Source organism: Rhizobium sp. ZK1, assembly GCF_047782645.1.
In the GTDB taxonomy this organism is placed as follows: domain Bacteria; phylum Pseudomonadota; class Alphaproteobacteria; order Rhizobiales; family Rhizobiaceae; genus Rhizobium.
Genome location: NZ_CP180587.1, coordinates 1,712,130 through 1,730,528 on the forward strand (window position 1 = coordinate 1,712,130; position 18,399 = coordinate 1,730,528).

Genomic DNA, 18,399 nt, shown 5'->3' on the forward strand with positions numbered 1-18,399 from the left:
CGGCGGTCGTGAAGACTCCTCCTCTCCCTGCGCCGCCGGATGGCGTCAGTCGGTCAATCTCATGCCGCCTTCGGCGTCGAAGAGATGAACATGCTTGGCGTCGATCGTTACACGGATCGCTTCGCCCGGGCGGGCATCGATACGCTCGCGGAAGACGCAACTGACCTCGCTGCCGCCGAGACGGACGGTCAGATGCGTCTCGTAGCCCGTCGGCTCGATCACCACGATTTCGGCCGGCAGGCCGTTGGGGTCGAGCGAGATATATTCGGGACGCAGCCCGTACACGAGCTCGCGGCCCACCGCACTTGCCGGCGGATTGGCGACCGGCAGCCGGGTGCCGTTCGCCGCGACGAACTGCGTGACATTTTCGGGATCGAGCCGGCCATGGATCATGTTCATCGCCGGCGAGCCGATGAAGCCGCCGACGAAGAGATTGGCGGGACGGTCGTAAAGCTCAAGCGGCGAACCGATCTGCTCGACGATGCCGTCATGCATGACGACGATCTTGTCAGCCATCGTCATCGCCTCGATCTGGTCATGGGTGACGTAGACGGTCGTCGTCTGCAGGCGCTGATGCAATTCCTTGATCTCGGCGCGCATGGCGACGCGCAGCTTCGCATCGAGGTTGGAGAGCGGCTCGTCGAACAGGAAGACTTCAGGATCGCGCACGATGGCGCGGCCCATGGCGACGCGCTGGCGCTGGCCGCCGGAAAGCTGGCGCGGATAGCGGTCGAGCAGCTTGTCGAGGCCGAGGATGCCGGCGGCATATTTCACCCGCTTTTCGGCTTCTGCCTTCGGCGCCTTGTTGAGCATGAGCGAAAAGCCCATGTTCTGCTCTACGGTCATATGTGGATAGAGCGCATAGTTCTGGAAGACCATGGCAATGTCGCGGTCCTTCGGCGGCAGCGTGTTGACGACGCGCCCGCCGATCTTGATCTCGCCGCCGGAAATATTCTCGAGCCCGGCCAGCATCCGCAGAAGCGTGGATTTGCCGCAGCCCGAGGGACCGACGAGGATGACGAATTCCCCATCGGCAATATCGATGTCCACGCCTTTGATGACGGGGTGCGCGCCGAATGATTTCCGCACATCCGCGAATTGAACGTTTGCCATACTCCTCCTCCTCCCAGATCATGAGCTTTGCGCAAGCACTGTATCTATGTCGTTTTCGACCGGCGGCAGCCCGCCTTCTCACCCCCGCCCGACAAAAGGCATCGTCGTCGCCATGACCGTCATGGTCAGCACGTTGGCGCTGAGCGGCAGGCCCGTCATGTAGACGACTGCATCGGCAATATGGGCCGGATCGATCGTCGCCTCGGCAGCGATGCTGCCGTTCGCCTGCAGCGCGCCGGCCGCAATCCTCGTCGTCATGTCGCTTGCGGCATTACCGATATCGATCTGGCCGCAGGCGATATCGAAGTCGCGCCCGTCGAGAGCGGTGGATTTGGTCAGCCCCGTGATGGCGTGCTTCGTCGCCGTGTAAGGAGCGGAATTCGGACGGGGCGTGGTGGCCGAGACGGAGCCGTTGTTGATGATGCGACCGCCGCGTGGGCTCTGGCTCTTCATCAGCCGGAAAGCCTGCTGAGTGCAGAGAAAAGCGCCAGTGAGATTGGCCGCGACGATGGCGTTCCACTGCTCGAACGAAACCTCCTCCAGCGCCACGCCCGGCACGGTGACGCCGGCATTGTTGACCAGGAGATCGAGCCGCCCGTATTTTTCCGTAATCACATCGAAGAGCGCGCGGACCGAGTCGGGATTGCCGACATCGGCGGAGACCGCGAGGAACTGCGCGCCGGTTTCGCCGCCAAGCTCGCTCGCCGCCTTTTCAAGCACGTCAGTCCGCCGTCCAGAAATGACGACCGTGTAGCCGGCGGCGCCGAGTCCTCGCGATATGGCACGCCCGACGCCGGTGCCGCCGCCGGTGACAAGCGCAATCCTTGTCTTTCCGCTGGCCGATATGCTCATGCGATCCTCCCGTCGAGTTCATCCTCGATATGGACTTTCAGAATCTCGTCGAAGCTCGTCTCCGCCTTGAAGCCGAGCGAGGAGGCTCTCTGCGCATCGAACCGGGTCGGCCAGCCGGCGACGATGCGTTCGATGATGGGATCGGGCACGCGCTTGATGAGGGCGACTGCCTTGTCGCCGGCCACCCGGCGCAACGCTTCGATCTCCTCAGATACCAGCGCCGAGAGACCCGGCATGGTGAGGTTGCGCCGCGAGCCGATCCTTGCTGTGTCAATCGTCGCTGCATGGACGAAGAAGCCGACGGCCGCGCGCGGGCTTGCAAACCAATGCCGCACGCTGTCGTTGACCGGCAGTATGGCTTCCTTGCCGACCAGCGGCTCGCGCAGAATATTGGAAAAGAAACCCGAGGCCGCCTTGTTCGGTGCACCCGGCCGTACGCAGATCGTCGGCAAGCGAATGCCGATGCCGTCGAAAATGCCACGGCGGGAATAATCGGCAAGCAGCAGCTCGGCAATGGCCTTCTGCGTGCCATAACTTGTCAGCGGCGTGGACAAGAACTCGTCGGGAATGACCTCCGGGAACGGTATGCCGAAGACGGCGATCGAGGAGGCGAAGACGAGGCGCGGAACATAGGCGCTAGTGAGGCCGGCCTGGCGGATCGCATCGAACAGCGCGCGCGTGCCGTCGAGATTGACGGCGTAACCCCTGCCGAAATCCGCCTCCGCTTCACCGGAAACGATGGCGGCAAGATGGAAGATCAGGTCCGGCCGGCTTTCGATCAGCCTATCGGCCGTATGGGCAGCGGCAAGGTCGACCGTCATCGCCGTGGGAATGGGCCGGAGCGTTTCCGGCACCGGCGGCGGAACGGCGTCCACCAGTGTCAGACGGGCGACGGGCCGGCCGAAAACCAGCGGCTCGCGGACAATTCTTTCGACCAGCTTGCGGCCGATCATGCCTGCCGCACCCAAAATCATCACATGCATGTCGGCTTCTCCTCCATCGCCGTCAGTCTTCATTTTGGTCGAGAAAGCTTCCGTGCCGCCCCGAAATCCGTCCAGCCTCCTCATTTCGATTCCGAGCGATCGTCATGCAGAGCATGTCGTCGTCGCCTTACCGATAGTCCTTCAACCATCGCAGGCCCGCGTCCGTAGAAGTGGCCGGCCGATACTCGGCCCCTATGGGGCGGTCATAGCCCAGCTCTTCCAAGAGACGGAGGATGTACCTGTAATCGATCTCCCCATGATCCGGTTCCCGCCGGTCTGGAACCGAAGCGATCTGTATATGGCCGATGGAATTCAGAGACCATTGCAACCTGCGGGTCAAGTCGCCTTGCATGATCTGCAGATGGTAGCAATCGAACATCAGTTTGATATTCGTCGCCCCGACTGCAGCGATGATTTCCAACGCTTGTTCGGATGTTTGCAAAAAATAGCCTGGCGCGTCGTGATGGTTCAGCGGTTCGATCAGGATAGTGACCCCAGTCTCAGCGGCGCGTTCACAAGCATGTTTGAGGTTGGCAATGAACGTTGCCCGTGCCGCCTCGCCGGACGCTTTGCCAGCCATGACATGCACGGTGAGCGTCCCCGTAGCGTTGGCATAATCGATTGCCTGTTCGATCGCGTGTCGCGCTTCCTCCTCGCGCCCGGGAATGGCGGCAAGCCCGTTGTCTCCGGCCGCCACATTGCCTCGAATGGTGTTGAGACCAAGCATGGTGAGCCCGGTCTCCGCCAGCGCCGCTTGTACCCTCTCGACCGGAACATCATAGGGATAGTGGCATTCGACCGCGTCAAAACCTGCGGCTTTGGCGGCGCGGATGGCGTCGGGAAGCTGCAGTTCCTGCCAGAGAAAGCCAAGATTGGCGGAAAACATTGTCATTTCAGTCCCACTCCACATCATAGGTGTGGAGAATTTGGCCAATCTGGACTGGGCTCAGGAGCGATGGATTGGCGCTACGTGTCAGCAGGGCGAGTTTTGCCGTCTCCTCCAGCTCCTCGATCGCATAGACCGCCGCCTCGAGATCTTTGCCGGCCACGACCGGGCCGTGGGCGGCGAGCATTACCGCACTGCGCCTGCCGGCAAGCCCACGGATCGCATCGCCCATTCCCGGGTCGCCCGGCATGAAGTAAGGTAGCAACGGCATTTCCTTGGTCGGCTCGTCGCCGCCGACTTGCCGCCCATCCACCTCAAGGCAGGATAGCTTTGCTGGGTCGAGCCGCCCAAAGGAACTGCCAGTCGGCGTCACCAGAAGCCGGCCGTCGGAAAGCCGCGCAGAGATATTACCCGATGAACCGGCCGTCAGGCCCCTGTCAAAGAGCGACTTGGCCATGAAGCAGATTTCGTCCCTCAGCCGCGCTTCTTCGCTCATGCGGCCTCCAGCAGTTTGAAGGCATCCTCGAAGAACGTCTCGCCGCCGAAATTGCCGGATTTCAGCACAAGCGCGACCCGCTCACCCTTCACCTTCGCGAAGATCCAGGGAACGCCGGCAGCAATTTCCGGGCCGATTTCCAGACGGGTGACACCCAGAGCTTGGGTAATCGCACCAGACGTCTCGCCGCCAGCGGCGACAATCCGGCGGATACCAAGCCCAAACGCTTCGCGAGCGAGGTTGGCGAGAGCAGTCTCGACGACTGTGCTTGCCTTTTCCAAACCGAGCCTTTCCTGTGCCTGGCGTACCTCCTGCGGCTCTGCCGTGGCGTAGATAAGCTTCGGCACATCGGAAGGCTGCCGCTGCAACCATTCCCGTGCCGGCCCCACTCCCTTTTCGGCGAGCGCCACGGGATCGAGGCGGAGACTGGCGCATTGCCCCAGGTAATAAGCGACCTGACTTCGGGTCATCGCCGAACAACTTCCCGACAGCACGATCTGCCCCCCGTTCACCGTGGTGCTAGCGCGCCGCGCGGCGGGTGCCGCTACAAGCCCCCGTTCGACATAGTAGCGCGGAAGCTGACCCGCCACCGCGCTGCCGCCCGTCACAAGCGACATGTCGGCCGTGGCGGCTGCGATCGTGCGAAGATCCTCGTCGCAAACGGCATCGACGACAACGTGGCGCACGGCTTCTTCGGCAAGGCTCCGTAATCTTTCCTTCAGCGCTTCCGGGCCTTGTAAGACGGTGTGGCGATTGGCAAGGCCGACCTTGCCCCTGACCTGGGGCGCCAAAAGCCGGATCAGGCTTGAATCGCGCATCGGCGTGAGCGGGTGATCCTTCATCGGGCTTTCCGAGAGGAGCTCCTCGCCCACAAAGACATGGCCCATGAAGATGCTGCGGCCGTTTTCCGGGAACGCCGGACAATAGATGGTCTGCGCGACGCAGAGCTCCGACATCAGCATTTCTGCGACCGGTCCGATATTGCCCTCAGCCGTGCTGTCGAAAGTGGAGCAATATTTCCAGAAGAAGCGGGCTGCACCGGCATGGCGCAGCCAAGCCAAGGCCTGCCGGGCCTGTCCGACCGCGTCTGCGACAGGCGACGTGCGGGTTTTCAGGGCTATGACCTCGAAGGTTGCGGCCTCCGTTTGATCCTGATCTGTGGCCGGCACGCCAATGCGCAGCGTTACGGGCAGCCCGCTGCGCGCGAGAAGGGCAGCGAGATCCGTCGCACCCGTAAAATCATCCGCAATGCAGCCAAGTATGGTTCCCATAAGCGCTCACCCCTCCATGCCTGGCAGAACGACACCGCTCTTGCGCGCCAGGAACTTCGCCACAGCCGCGTCGTCTTCCAGCCCGAGCCCGTCTTCGGCAGCCTCGAGGAAAAGCTGCATTGCAGCTGCGGCAAGCGGTGTGACCGCCCCGGTCTTCCGCGCTTCCGACGTGACGATGCCCAGATCCTTGACGAAGATGTTGATCGCCGAGCGGGGGGTGTAGTCACCCTTGACGATATGTTCGCCGCGGTTTTCGAACATCCAGGAGGAGCCGGCGGAAACGCGCAGGACCTCATAGAGGGTTTTCAGGTCGATACCGTTCTTTGCCGCAAGCGTCATGGCTTCGGCGGTGGCGGCGATATGTACACCGGCCAGAAGTTGATTGATCATCTTGACCTGCGAGCCCGCGCCCGGTCGCTCACCGAGGCGAAAGACCTTGGACGAAACGACTTCAAGCGCGGCAGAAGCTCGTGCGAATGCCTCGTTCGAACCCGATGCCATGACGGTGATTTCTCCCGACAGCGCCCGAAGATGCCCGCCGGAGACCGGCGCATCGACGACCAGCATGCCAGCCGCGTCCAGTCTCGCGGCGATCGCGGCGCAGGCGGTCGGCGCCATGGTCGTGCATAGAAGGAAAACGGTCGAGGGCTGCGCGGTTTCAAGGGCGCCCCCCGACCCGAAAAGCACCTCCTCGACCTGCTGGTTATTGACGACATAGACAAAGACTACATCGGCCGCCTCGACTGCGATCGCCGGCGTGCTGCACGAATGCCCTCCCGCGTCACGAAAGCGCTCGAGAACATCGGCCCGCAGGTCGCATCCGCTCACTTCAAAGCCTGCCCTGAGAAGCGAGATCGCCGCCCCCCAACCCATCGAACCCAGCCCTACGACCGCGGCGCGCCGCGTATCTCGAATAGCTTCCATAGTGTCGTCCACACAGACCGTTACCGATACCGGTATCGATACCAAAGCCCGTGTAAAGATGATTGTCAATATTGCACCTGTTCCCCCTCGCCCACAAAAGCCGTATGACGGGCTTGCGAGGCGTTAAGCGCTCGCGGTCATCGAGGATCCTTTCGGAATGCGCAAACCTACCTTGGAAGAAGTTGCCATTGCAGCCGGCGTCAGCAAGATGACAGCCTCGCGCGCGCTTCGTGGCGCCGGTGATGTCTCAAAGGAAACCCGCGAAAGGGTTCTCGATGTGGCCGAACGCCTGAGCTATGTGGGCAACCGGCTTGCGCTTTCCCTATCCTCACAGAATACCAATCTGCTCGCGGTGGTCGTACCCAGCATGTCCAATATCGTGTTTCCCGAAGTTCTGGCCGGCATTTCGGCGGCGCTGGAAGATTCGGGCATGCAGGCGGTCTTTGGCATATCGGATTATGATACGGACAAGGAGCGCACGATCATCCGCGACATGCTCTCCTGGCAACCGAGCGCCATTATCGTCACCGGTCTCGACCAACCGAAAGAGACGGTCCGCATGCTGCAGAACGCAACCATTCCTGTCATCCAGATCATGGATCTCGACGGCACGCCGGTCGATTTCAACGTCGGACTTTCGCACAAGCGTGCAGGAGAGGATATGGCAAGAGCGCTGATCGCGGCGGGCCGCCTGCGTTTCGGCTATGTGGGAAGCGCGCTTTCGCGCGACTTGCGTGCAGCCAAGCGGAAGGCCGGTTTCGAAAAAGCTCTGCGCGAGTGCGGCGGTCTCAGTTTCGTCGAGCACCGCCTGGACGAAGCCTTCTCCTCGGTCGCGCTCGGAAAGCGCCTCACGGCCTCAATGCTGGCGGATAGACCGCAAATCGACTGCATCTATTATTCCAACGACGACATGGCGACCGGCGGGCTGTTTGCATGCATGGAACTCGGCATTGCAAGTCCTGAGGACGTTCTGATCGCCGGGTTCAACGGATTGGAGCTCGCGCATGCCTTGCCGGCAAGAATCGCGACCTCGAAATCACCCCGCCGCATCATCGGCGAGATCGCCGGAAAACTAGCACGTGAGGCAGTGAGCGCCGGCCGCCCCTCCATTCAAAAGGTGTTTTCCTTCGTTCCCGAGATCACGGGCGTATCTTCCGCGGAATAACCCAGCTCGCCAATGCCTTTGATCTCACCTTGGCGGCCAATGAAGGGATTCGCTGAGAGGAGTTTGCCGGTTTTTGTGTGAATGTCATTCACCACTCGGGTAGCCGCGCGCGGATTGCGTTCCCCAATTCCCGTAGATAGCGTCTCGTCCAGACGATGCGCACGTTACGCCTGACTGTATTTATTCAAAACGGCGGCGATTTCCTCGTCGGTTGCGAATTCGCCCCTGTCAGCGTCCTCGATCCCGGCCTGGACGCCCGCAATCCACTTTTCCGGTACTGTCACATTGTTTTACGTGCGGGCGCATGGAAGCCGCAAGTTGGATTTCAGGCGAGTTGCAGCGCGGCCATCCTCCATTGGGTAGTGGCGGCTTGGCGGAAGGATCGGATCTGGGCAGCCGGGCGATTTGATTTGGCGGGAACGAAATGGTTTCAAACGGCTGAGAAGATCGAGACAAATTGCTGAAGCGACCCGATCGACCGAAATCCTTGCCGGGTTCGTTCACGCTTCCGAAATGGCAGATGCGAATTCTCGGCCCTGTTGTTCAGGCCTTTATGAGACCGATGCTCTACGGTGGGCATGACCTGAGGCCGGGCGGCGCCATAGGATCGCAGCTTGTCGGTGATGATGCGCCAGGGCGCCAAGCCCTGTTTCTTCAGCAAACGGACCAGCAATCGCTTGGCTGCCTGGGTGTTGCGGCGAATCTGAACGGTAAGGCATTTTTGGACGCCAGTCCGACGCGGAAATCTGAATAGTTTGCCGAGGATGCGGCGCGGTCCTGATGTGATTGCATTTGTGCGCCGGAAGAAGTCTCCGAAAGTCTCACACGAGCATTTGACCTCTCAGATCGGCGATGGCATCCTCCCTGTGTGCCATCTCCACGGTCGCAATAACGCCTAACGCCACGACGGAGACTGTTGAATGCCAACCCCGCAGCGTTCCACTCTAGGATCCCTCGTGTTGATAGCGACAGTCGTGGGCTTCAGCGTTGGAGCGTTCGCCTACACCGCGGGGTGGCTCTCGCCTAATCGCCTGACGCCGACGAAAATTGTCAGCGCCTTGGCGCCTCCTGGCGGAGCCGCTCTCGGGCATCGGCGAAACCACGCCAAGGGCGTCTGCTTTACCGGCACGTTCGAAGCGAACGGAAACGGCAGCGCGATCTCGAAGGCGTCCATCTTCGTCTCTGGTCAATACCCTGTACTCGGCCGCTTAAATCTTGCGACACCCGACCCAAACGCCGCCGATGCGACGGTTCGGGTTCGCGGCATCGGCGTACAGATCTCGGCGCCCGACGGCGACGTCTGGCGAATGGCCATGATCGATCCTCCCGTGTTTGCGGTTTCCACCCCGCAAGGCTTCTACGACCTGCTCAAGGCGTCCGCGAGCAAGGAGCCGGACGCGATGAAAGACTTCGTTGGCGCCCATCCAGAATTCGCCTCGTTCGGCGAGTGGGCTACAAAGGCCCCCTGGATGGCCAGCTATGCGGAGGTAACGTTCAACAGCCTCAATGCTTTCATCTTCACGAATGCTTCGGGCGCCGAGCACGCCGTGCGCTGGTCATGGAGACCGGAGGCGCAGCCCGCGCCTATTTCGGCCGAGGAGTTCGCCAAGCTCGGCGCAAATCACCTCGAAGAAGACATCACCGAACGGGTTGCGCGTTCGCCTCAGCGTTGGACGCTCGTGTTGACCGTGGCCGATCCCTCCGATCCGACGTCGGATCCCACCAAGGCCTGGCCACCTAGCCGACCTACCATCGAGGCTGGAACTTTGATCGTGCAGAAAATCGAGCGCGAGTCGGACGGCCCATGCCGCGATATTAACTTTGACCCGACCATCCTACCCAATGGCATCAAGGTTTCCGACGACCCGTTCCCAGCAGCCCGTTCGGCGGCCTACGCCAGATCCTATGATCTGCGAACGTCGGAAGCCGCCAACTATCCCCGAACTGGAGCGAGCGCGAAGCCATGATGAACGCTAGCATCAAGACCCGTTTCACGACCGTCCAGCGCGTGCTGCACTGGCTGATGGCGATCGGCATCCTCGCGATGCTCTTCATCGGCGTCGGAATGGTTTCCACCATTGGACGGGAGTATGTGCCTCTCCTGGTGACGCATAAGACGCTCGGGACCGTCATCCTCGTCCTTGCGTTGGTTCGCCTGGTAGTCCGCATCTTATCCGGCGCTCCTCCCTTGCCGGCAGATCTGCCTGAGCCGATGAAGCTTGCCGCGCATCTGTCCCACATCGGCTTGTACGCGCTGATGATCGGGATGCCGTTAATCGGATGGGCGATGCTGTCTGCCGCCGCATATCCGATCGTGCTGTTTGGGGGAGTAAATCTCCCGCCGATACTGCCGCAGAGCGATACCCTGCACGCACTGCTTTGGAGCGCGCATTATTATCTGGCCTTTGCGTTCTTCGCGCTCGTGCTGATGCATCTCGCTGCAGCACTTTTCCACGGGCTGGTACGTCGCGACGGCGTCCTTGAGACGATGTTGCCGGGCAAATAGGGTTTTGTTCGTGTGAGTTTGGGTATTTTGCCAAAGAGCTAGCTCTCGCCGCTGATACGGAATCCACATCTCAACGTAGAAAGCCGCTGGCTAAAGCTGGGCCAGCACACCCGCGTCGATCGTATGTTCAACTCTATTACCACGATATCCTTCCTCGATAGCTTTATCGAGGATGCCTCCAACAGATCGCGCCGCATATCGACACGAGCCAACCGCCTGAGTTTGCCGTCTTCCCAAGCCACCGCTTCGGCAGGGGCGCGATGGATATCATGTCTCATGATGCGGATGCCCTTCCTCCTTCTTTGCTCGATCAAAGAGTCCCCCGTGAAGAACGCGTAACGTATTGAATCGGCGTCTTTATCCAGAGGCGTGTTCGGGGTCGAGCCGATCTGCAGGCTGCTGCCGATTGCCCTATCCACCTACTACGAGGTCGTTGCCAAGCGCACGGCCGTGGGTCGACTGTCGGCCCGCGCCCGTCGTGACATCGCCATGAAGATCGAGATACGTCGGGTGTTCAATGAGAACTTCCAGGTCTATGGCGTGCGCAAGGTCTGGCGGCAGTTGCAGCGAGAGGGCTTCGATACCGCCCGCTGCACCGTCGCTCGGCTTATGAGGGCAATGGGTCTTCAGGGCATCATTCGGGGCAAGCCGATCCGCACGACGATCAGCGACAAGGCCGCTCCATGCCCGCTCGACCGCGTGAACCGGCAGTTCTTTGCTCCCGCGCCGAACATGCTGTGGCTTTCCGATTTCACCTATGTGGCGACCTGGCAGGGCTTCGTCTACGTGGCCTTCGTCATCGATGCCTTTGCACGCCGCATTGTCGGTTGGCGGGCAAGCCGGACCGCTCATGCGGGCTTTGTGCTCGATGCCCTCGACCAGGCGCTGCTGAAGGGGAGCCATTGCCACAATTTCCGGTTCGGCAGTCTTGCTTCCGGACACTGAAGATGAACATTAATGCTGGCGGAATATAGAATTCAGGATAGCCTTAATGCTGACATCCGATGATCTCGCCTTTTTCTCGGTCCTTGCCGGATCTCGGTCCCTGGCGGAAAGTGCGCGCAAGCTCAACGTGACGCCGCCGGCCGTCACGCAGCGACTGCGTGCGCTCGAAGAGAAAGTGGGTGTCAGGCTGATCGACCGAACGGGTAAAAGCCTGCTCCTGACCGAAGAGGGTTCGCTCGTCGCGTCGCACAGCGTTCTGGTCAGCAACGTCATCGACCAGCTGGCGGAAGCCCTGGCCGACCGCAGGGGTGTCGTGCGGGGACATTTGAGGATCGCAGCCCCCCATGGGTTCGGCAGGCAATATGTCGCCCCCGTCGTGGAGGCGTTTGCACGCGAGCATCAGAGCGCGCTCGCCACGCTGGAACTGTCAGATCACCCGTCAGCGCTGCTCATGGAGAGCTTCGAGGTGATCATTCACATCGGGGCGCGGGGACACCTTGACCAGGTGGTCACGACACTGGCGCAGAACCGGCGCATTCTTTGCGCCAGTCCGCACTATCTTGCATCCGCGCCGCCCATTTCCGAGCCGGCAGATCTCGTCAGACATCGCTGCCTTGCCGTCCGCGAGAACGACGAGGACGTGACGTTGTGGCGGTTCACCGGGCCGCGACAGGAGACTGCAACGGTGCGCATCAATCCGGTCATGTCGAGCAATGATGGGTCGGTCATCCGGGACTGGGCGCTGGCGGGCCAGGGCGTGATGATGCGCTCGGAATGGAGCGTGGCGGAAGACCTCGCCGCCGACCGATTGCAAGAGGTGCTGCCCGACTGGCAGCTTCCCACGGCCGACATCGTCGCCATGCTGGGATCGAGGCACGGGCGGAGCGCCCGGTCCACCGCTTTCCTGAAGCTCCTGCGTCACGCGCTCAAGCCGCCGCCATGGCGAAGCGGCGGTATCGCCTCCGACCGTCAATAGCCGAGGATCGACTTCGTCTCCAGATATTCCTCAAGCCCATGGACGCCGTATTCGCGGCCGTTGCCCGACTGCTTGTAGCCGCCGAATGCCGCGGCGCCGTTCCAGGCTGGATAATTGATATGAACCTGACCGGCGCGGATGCGGCCAGCCACGCGTCGCGCCCGGTCGATATCGCCCGACTGTACATGCGCACCGAGACCGTAGACCGTGTCGTTGGCGATGGCGACAGCCTCTTCCTCGTCCTTGTAGGGCATGATCGCCAGGACGGGGCCGAAGATTTCCTCGCGCGCGATCCGCATGTCGGTGGTGACGTCGGAAAAGACTGTCGGCTGGGCGAAGAGGCCGGCCTCGATCCCGCCCGGCCGGCCGAGCCCGCCGGCCACGAGCTTCGCTCCACCGTCGATGCCCGCCCGGATCATGGTCTGGACGCGATCGAACTGGGCGCGGTTGGCGATTGGCCCCATCGTGGTCGCGGCGTCGCGCGGATTGCCGACCACCATGGCATGGACGGTGTTGCGCGCCAGTTCCTCCACCTCGGCAAGCCGATGTGCGGGAACCAGCATCCGTGTGGGCGCGCTGCAGGACTGGCCGGCATTGCGCATGCCCGCCTGCAGGCCTTTCGGGACCGCGACTTCGAAATCGGCATCGTCCAGCAGGATGTTCGGCGACTTGCCGCCAAGTTCCTGCACCACGCGCTTGATGGTGGGCGCGGCCGCCTGGGCGACCAACACGCCTGCGCGCGTCGAGCCGGTAATGGAGATCATGTCCACCTCCGGATGGCTGGACAGGGCCGCGCCAACCGCTTCGCCCGTCCCGCTGACCAGATTGAACACGCCGGGCGGCGTGCCGGCATCATGCATCAGCTCGGCAAACAGCAATGCGCTGTAGGGCGACAGCTCGCTGGGTTTCAGGACGATCGTGCAGCCGGCGGCAATTGCCGGCGCCACCTTGGCGGTGATCTGGTAGAGAGGCCAGTTCCAAGGGGTAATAAGGGCACAGACGCCGATGGCCTCTTTCGCCGTCGCCAGGCCTTCCTTCATCGACAGGAACGGATATGTCTCGAGCGTCTCGATCTGGACGCGAATGTGTTCGGCGGCAAAGAACACCTGCGACGACCGCGCAAAGCTGATCGGCGTTCCCATTTCGCTTACCATGGCCTGGGCGAACAGCTCGGCGCGCTCCATGACGAGCGCATGCATTCTTTTCAGGAGCGCGAGCCGCTCCGGAACCGGCGATTGCGCAAAGGCCGCGAAGGCCTTGCGCGCGGCGGCCACGGCAAGATCGACGTGACGGGCGCTACCGGCAGGGACGTGGCCGGTGACCTGTTCAGACGCGGGATCGACGACCGGCAGCACGTTCACATCGGCAAAGACCTGCCATTCGCCGTTGATGTAAAACTGGTTCTCTCGTTTCATCGCTGCGCCTTCTCTTGGTCCTGCCCGCCGCATTCCGTGCGTTTCGAGCAGGGTGACTGAAAGGGTAAGAGATCGACAACCGATCTCGCCTGAATGCCCGGTTAAGGCTGGGATTAACAATGGCAGCCCGAATCTGAGGGTCCGCCGGTCGCCTCGGCATGATCAGCCGAGTGTCTGACTAGCCAGTGAGTAGGTCATCGGCGCACTCGCCTCTCCCGTGGTAAAATCCGCAAGCCGCTTGCCGCGCGACATGGTCAGCACGGTATCGTAAACGGCGAGGCCGCTGCGCACCACGAGGAGCGCAAAATCACCGGTTTCGAAATGCGTATCGAGACGCAGGAACCGGCCCTCATGATCGCGGATATGCGGCGAGACGACAGCGATGGCCTCCTCGTCGTCCGAGGCCACGATCGGGCCGACGACATGGCCACGTCCGAAACGGCGACAGAGTGCGAAGGCCTTCAGCACGTCATCGCGGAAAAGTCCGTAGCCTCGCGAATGGGCCATGAGCTTTTCGATGACCCCTGCGCGCACGACGCCGAAGGCCGCAGCATCCAGCGCCGTCACCGCGGCGAGATCATCAGGGCCCAGGACCCGCAAGTCGCCGGAGAAATCCTGCTCGCTGGGCGCATCGGTGACGATGCCCTGGCACTGATAGACCTTCTTTTCCGGCATGAAGTCGAGGGACAGGTAAAGCCTCTGAGCAGCCCGTGTCGCATTGAGGCGCAGGTCGACGCCCTCAAGATCCTGAAGCGCAGATTCCATCAGCCAGAGGCCGGTGCCCTGCGTCTGCAGGCGCGGCGAGGTGATGACCATGCCGATTGTCGCAAGCGCGGGCGACTGGCGAAACCACATGGCGGAACTCATGATGCGGCCGATGTCGTCGGTCGCAACGACGCCCTTGCCGACCTCACGCAGGAACTGCCAGTCCTCGGCGCGGTGCGGCCAGCCGACCGAAATCGACAGCGCATGAAGCTGCTTAAGGTCTGCCGCCGCCACATCGCCGATCTGCATCGCGAAGGCGTCAATCTGGTTTCTTTCGCCGGGCTTCAGCATCTCACCCACACGCATGTCCTCGATCAATTTCTGAACATCCTGCACCCGTGGGTGCGGACAGTTCCTTTATCATAAGCCGACCGTTCCGCAGATTTTGCTCGAAATCTGCGGCGCTGCGCAACTTTTCACCGAAACGGCCGTGCGTTCGGCATCCCATCCCGCAGAAACAGGCCATGCTTGATAGCCGTCGAACCATGCCAAATACGGCTGGCGGCCGCATCGGGGAAGTGATGAACGCGACTAACATTCTGGAAAAGCTGGTCTCCTTTGATAGCGTCGTGGGCACGCCGAACGCCGCGATCGTCGCGTGGATCGTTGCCTATCTCGACGGACACGGCGTGAACGCAAAGGTTCTGGCCGGCCCCGAGGGCGACCGCAGCAATCTTCTCGCGACGATCGGGCCGGTGGATGTGCCGGGCTATATCGTCTCCGGACACATGGACGTCGTCCCGGCCGATGCCGGCGAATGGACCTCCTCGCCCTTCACCCTTCGCCGCGATGGTGACAAGCTTTTCGGACGCGGGACGACCGACATGAAGGGCTATCTCGCCGCAGCGCTTGCCGCCGTGCCGCAACTGGTGAAGGCGGGTTTGAAGCGTCCGATCCATCTCGCCTTTTCCTATGATGAGGAAGCGGGCTGCCGGGGCGTGCAGCATCTCATCGCCCGGTTGCCGGAACTCTGCTGCCCCCCGCTCGGGGCCATCATTGGCGAGCCGAGCAATATGCGTCCCGTGCTCGCCCATAAGGGGAAGTCCGCGGCGCGGATCACCGTCCGCGGTCGCGCCGGCCATTCCTCGCGGCCCGATCTGGGGCTGAACGCCATTCATGCCATCGCAAAAGTCCTCCATGTCGTGGTCGAGGAAGCCGCGCGCCTCACTGAGGGGGCCCTTGATGCCGCCTTCGAGCCCGCCTATTCCACGCTGCAGGCCGGCGTGATTGTCGGCGGCAAGGCAATCAACATCATCCCGGACCTCTGCAGCCTCGAGCTTGAGGCCCGCGCGATTGCGGGAGTTTCCCCGCGCGAGCTGCTCGCGCCGATCCGCGCAAGTGCCGAAGCGCTCCGCGCAAACGGGTTCACGGTCGCGTGGGAGGAGTTGAGCGCCTATCCCGCACTGGCACTCTCACCGGAAAGCGCGCTCGCTCACCTTGTGTCGGACCTGACCGGCGAGCCGCCGCTTGGAGCGGTCAGCTATGGCACCGAAGCCGGGCTCTATCAGGCCGCCGGCGTCGATTCAGTGATCTGCGGGCCCGGCGATATCGGCCGGGCGCACAAGCCGGATGAATTCATCCTCGACAGCGAACTTGCCGCCTGCCAGCGCTTCCTCGAAGCGCTTGGCGCGCGCTGTGCCGCGTGACGGAGAAGGCCCCATGACCTTTCTCTTCAACTCCGATGGCGTGCGCGGCGCGATCTTCGCGGACGCTTTTGCTCGGGAATTGCCCGGCATTCCTTTCAGCATGGACGCCAAAGGCGCCGATCCGGATGAGGTCCGCTACCTGATCACCTGGACCGCGCCGAAAGACCTGACCCGCTATCGCAATCTCGAGATCATCTTCTCGATCGGGGCGGGCGTCGATCAGCTCGATCTTGCCGGCATTCCCGAACATGTGAAGATCGTGCGCATGGTCGAGGACGGAATCGTCCGGATGATGCAGGAATATGTTCTCCTGGCGACGCTCGCGCTCCATCGCAACCTTCCCGCCTATCTCGACCACCAGCGCAACAGACGCTGGGCGCCCCTGCCCCAGAGCCAGGCAGCGGACCGACGGATCGGCATTCTCGGCCTGGGCGTGCTGGCACAGGCTGTTCTCGAACGCCTCAAGCCTCTCGGTTTCCCGCTTGCAGCCTGGAGCCGCAGTCCGCGTGACCTCGACGGCGTGACCTGCCACCACGGGGCAAGCGGACTTTGCGCCATGTTGGCCGAAACCGATATTCTCGCCTGCCTTCTCCCCCTGACCGCAGAAACCCGTGGCTTCCTGAATGCCGGCCTCTTTGCCAGTCTGCCGAAGGGCGCGCGGCTGATCCATGTCGGGCGCGGCCCCCAGCTCGATCACGCGGCCCTGCTCGCAGCGCTCGACCGCGACCATCTGAGCGGCGCGATGATCGACGTCACCGATCCCGAACCGCTGCCGGAAGATCACCCTTTCTGGATGCATCCGAAGATCATCCTCACCCCGCATGTCGCAAGCGTCACGCAGCCCGCCAGTGCGGCGCGTGCGGTCATCGAAAACATCCGGCTTCATCTGGCCGGCCGCGATCCGATCGGCCTTGTCGATCGGGCGCGCGGTTACTGAACACAAGAACCCTCTCCTGAAAGGAACCCGCATGTCTCTTCTGAAGACCCTCGACCCGAACCCGACTTTCGCCCCGCGCGAATCCACGCCGCTGCCTGAGCGCCTGATTGCCGGCTCCCCCACCTTCAAGACCTGGGCCATGGATGAGGCCAAGGACGGCCTTGTGCTGTCCGGCGTCTGGGAAGCAACGCCGGGCGAGACGAAGTCGATCAAGGGCGGGGTTTTCGAATTCTGCCACATCCTCTCCGGCGTCGTCGAAATCACCCCCGCCGGCGGTGAACCCGTCATCTACAAGGCCGGCGACAGCTTTGTCATGAAGCCTGGCTTTGTCGGCGTCTGGAAGACGATCGAGACCGTTCGCAAGATCTACGTCGTCGTCAACTGACAATGGCGCCCCATGGGCGCGACCGTCCTAGCCAATCAAAAGAAGAGCAGCGTTCTCTTCAGTTATCGAGAAAGTATCAGCCATGAAGACCCACAGGATCGCATTGATCCCTGGCGACGGCATCGGCCGCGATGTCACCGATGCCGCCTGGCGCGTGCTGCAAACCGTTGCCGAGCATTCCGGCTTCGCCCTTTCCGGCACGGAATTCCCGTGGTCCTGCGCCTTCTACAAAGAAACCGGCCGGATGATGCCAGAAGACGGGATCGAGACCCTGCGCGCCTTCGATGCCATTCTTCTCGGCGCGGTCGGCTGGCCGGCGGAAGTGCCGGATTCGATCTCGCTGCACGGGCTGCTTCTGCCGATCCGCAAGACCTTCGTGCAATATGCCAATATCCGCCCGCACCGGCTCCTGCCGGGGGTGCAAGGTCCGCTTAAGGCGGAAGCTTTCGACATTCTCTGCATTCGCGAGAATACCGAGGGCGAATATTCAGGCGCCGGCGGACGTGTTCATCAGGGTACGGAAGATGAAGTGGCGGTGGAAACGGCGATCTTCACCCGCACCGCTGTCGAACGCATCCTACGCTTCGGCTTCGAGCAGGCCCGCACGCGCCGCGGCAAACTCGCCTCCGTCACCAAGTCGAATGCGCAGAAACATTCCATGGTTTTCTGGGATGAGATCACCCGGAAACTTGCGGCCGAATATACGGATGTCGCGGTGACAAGCTATCATGTCGATGCCATCTCCGCCCGCATGATCATGGAACCGGAAAGCCTCGACGTCGTCGTCGCCTCCAATCTCTTCGGCGATATCCTGACAGATATAGGCGCGGCCATTCAGGGCGGCCTCGGCTTTGCGGCGTCTGCCAATATCAACCCGCATCGCTCTGCGCCCTCCATGTTCGAGCCTGTCCACGGATCCGCCCCGGACATTGCCGGCAAGGGGATTGCAAACCCCATGGCGACCATCTGGTCCGGCGCGATGATGCTCGATCACCTGGGTGAAAAGGACCCCGCCGCCCGCGTGATGACCGCCCTTTCCGCCGTCACCGCGAAGGGCATCGGCACGGTTCCCGGCAAGGACTCGACTGACACGATCACGAGGGCTGTGATCGCTGCCCTCGCCGCTGAATAAGG

The 18,399-nt window shown here is 62.1% G+C and carries 17 protein-coding genes and 3 pseudogenes; 9 read left to right on the forward strand and 11 right to left on the reverse strand.

The genetic code is table 11. The annotated features are described in order from the left end of the window. Positions 1-45: 45 nt before the first annotated feature. The 7 genes from ACK9YZ_RS30525 to ltnD form a co-directional block, all read right to left on the reverse strand. The gene (locus ACK9YZ_RS30525) at positions 46-1,113 is read right to left on the reverse strand and encodes an ABC transporter ATP-binding protein (protein WP_216759704.1); all 1,068 of its coding nucleotides are present in this window, start codon (positions 1,111-1,113) and stop codon (positions 46-48) included. Between the two features lie 78 nt (positions 1,114-1,191). Beyond that, entirely contained in the window at positions 1,192-1,965 is a 774-nt protein-coding gene (locus ACK9YZ_RS30530; protein WP_416067251.1) for an SDR family oxidoreductase, read from the reverse strand. After that, positions 1,962-2,948, reverse strand: a complete 987-nt coding sequence (gene denD, locus ACK9YZ_RS30535) for a D-erythronate dehydrogenase (RefSeq protein WP_416067252.1) — start codon at positions 2,946-2,948, stop codon at positions 1,962-1,964. The genes ACK9YZ_RS30530 and denD overlap by 4 nt, the downstream gene beginning before the upstream one ends. A 127-nt stretch (positions 2,949-3,075) precedes the next feature. Beyond that, complete coding sequence (locus tag ACK9YZ_RS30540) at positions 3,076-3,840, reverse strand: hydroxypyruvate isomerase family protein (RefSeq protein ID WP_416068467.1); 765 nt, start codon at positions 3,838-3,840, stop codon at positions 3,076-3,078. A gap of 1 nt (position 3,841) precedes the next feature. Next, on the reverse strand, positions 3,842-4,330 hold the full coding sequence (locus ACK9YZ_RS30545; protein WP_416067253.1) for a class II aldolase/adducin family protein: 489 nt from the start codon (positions 4,328-4,330) through the stop codon (positions 3,842-3,844). Then, a complete protein-coding gene (gene otnK, locus ACK9YZ_RS30550; RefSeq protein ID WP_416067254.1) occupies positions 4,327-5,601 on the reverse strand; it encodes a 3-oxo-tetronate kinase in 1,275 nt (424 codons plus the stop codon). Before otnK ends, ACK9YZ_RS30545 begins: the two co-directional genes overlap by 4 nt. A 6-nt stretch (positions 5,602-5,607) precedes the next feature. Beyond that, complete coding sequence (gene ltnD, locus ACK9YZ_RS30555; protein WP_216759709.1) at positions 5,608-6,525, reverse strand: L-threonate dehydrogenase; 918 nt, start codon at positions 6,523-6,525, stop codon at positions 5,608-5,610. 157 nt (positions 6,526-6,682) lie between these two features. Between ltnD and ACK9YZ_RS30560 the strand changes: the two genes are divergently transcribed. Beyond that, positions 6,683-7,690, forward strand: coding sequence for a LacI family DNA-binding transcriptional regulator (locus ACK9YZ_RS30560; protein WP_416067255.1), 1,008 nt, complete (start codon positions 6,683-6,685; stop codon positions 7,688-7,690). A gap of 164 nt (positions 7,691-7,854) precedes the next feature. On the opposite strand, the pseudogene ACK9YZ_RS30565 reads toward ACK9YZ_RS30560, so the two are convergent. Beyond that, positions 7,855-7,962: pseudogene (locus ACK9YZ_RS30565) on the reverse strand (transcriptional regulator); the annotation flags it as partial. A gap of 53 nt (positions 7,963-8,015) precedes the next feature. Beyond that, positions 8,016-8,399, reverse strand: a pseudogene (locus tag ACK9YZ_RS30570) (DDE-type integrase/transposase/recombinase); the annotation flags it as partial. A gap of 211 nt (positions 8,400-8,610) precedes the next feature. Here ACK9YZ_RS30570 and ACK9YZ_RS30575 point away from each other — a divergent pair. The 4 genes and pseudogenes from ACK9YZ_RS30575 to ACK9YZ_RS30590 all read left to right on the forward strand — a co-directional run bounded on the left by ACK9YZ_RS30575 (position 8,611) and on the right by ACK9YZ_RS30590 (position 12,117). Then, complete coding sequence (locus tag ACK9YZ_RS30575; RefSeq protein ID WP_416067256.1) at positions 8,611-9,657, forward strand: catalase family peroxidase; 1,047 nt, start codon at positions 8,611-8,613, stop codon at positions 9,655-9,657. After that, a complete protein-coding gene (locus tag ACK9YZ_RS30580) occupies positions 9,657-10,196 on the forward strand; it encodes a cytochrome b (protein WP_216760895.1) in 540 nt (179 codons plus the stop codon). The genes ACK9YZ_RS30575 and ACK9YZ_RS30580 overlap by 1 nt, the downstream gene beginning before the upstream one ends. 363 nt (positions 10,197-10,559) lie before the next feature. Then, a pseudogene (locus ACK9YZ_RS30585) lies at positions 10,560-11,084 on the forward strand (IS3 family transposase); the annotation flags it as partial. A 103-nt stretch (positions 11,085-11,187) separates the two neighbouring features. Further along, positions 11,188-12,117: a LysR family transcriptional regulator gene (locus ACK9YZ_RS30590; protein ID WP_416067257.1), complete on the forward strand. Its 930-nt coding sequence runs from the start codon at positions 11,188-11,190 to the stop codon at positions 12,115-12,117. On the opposite strand, the gene ACK9YZ_RS30595 is transcribed toward ACK9YZ_RS30590, so the two are convergent. After that, positions 12,111-13,532 (reverse strand): aldehyde dehydrogenase family protein, encoded by a 1,422-nt coding sequence (locus ACK9YZ_RS30595; RefSeq protein ID WP_416067258.1) that lies wholly within the window; start codon positions 13,530-13,532, stop codon positions 12,111-12,113. The genes ACK9YZ_RS30590 and ACK9YZ_RS30595 overlap by 7 nt on opposite strands. Before the next feature lie 162 nt (positions 13,533-13,694). Beyond that, complete coding sequence (locus ACK9YZ_RS30600; protein WP_416068468.1) at positions 13,695-14,588, reverse strand: GNAT family N-acetyltransferase; 894 nt, start codon at positions 14,586-14,588, stop codon at positions 13,695-13,697. A gap of 230 nt (positions 14,589-14,818) precedes the next feature. Between ACK9YZ_RS30600 and argE the strand changes: the two genes are divergently transcribed. The 4 genes from argE (at position 14,819) to ACK9YZ_RS30620 (ending at position 18,397) form a co-directional block, all read left to right on the forward strand. Beyond that, a complete protein-coding gene (argE, locus tag ACK9YZ_RS30605; RefSeq protein ID WP_416067259.1) occupies positions 14,819-15,943 on the forward strand; it encodes an acetylornithine deacetylase in 1,125 nt (374 codons plus the stop codon). A gap of 13 nt (positions 15,944-15,956) precedes the next feature. Next, the gene (locus tag ACK9YZ_RS30610; protein WP_216759718.1) at positions 15,957-16,880 is read left to right on the forward strand and encodes a 2-hydroxyacid dehydrogenase; all 924 of its coding nucleotides are present in this window, start codon (positions 15,957-15,959) and stop codon (positions 16,878-16,880) included. Between the two features lie 31 nt (positions 16,881-16,911). Then, positions 16,912-17,265: a cupin domain-containing protein gene (locus ACK9YZ_RS30615; protein WP_216759720.1), complete on the forward strand. Its 354-nt coding sequence runs from the start codon at positions 16,912-16,914 to the stop codon at positions 17,263-17,265. An 82-nt stretch (positions 17,266-17,347) separates the two neighbouring features. Then, positions 17,348-18,397 carry a tartrate dehydrogenase gene (locus tag ACK9YZ_RS30620; protein ID WP_416067260.1) on the forward strand — a complete coding sequence of 350 codons (1,050 nt, stop codon included), beginning with the start codon at positions 17,348-17,350 and terminating at the stop codon, positions 18,395-18,397. Positions 18,398-18,399: the final 2 nt, after the last annotated feature.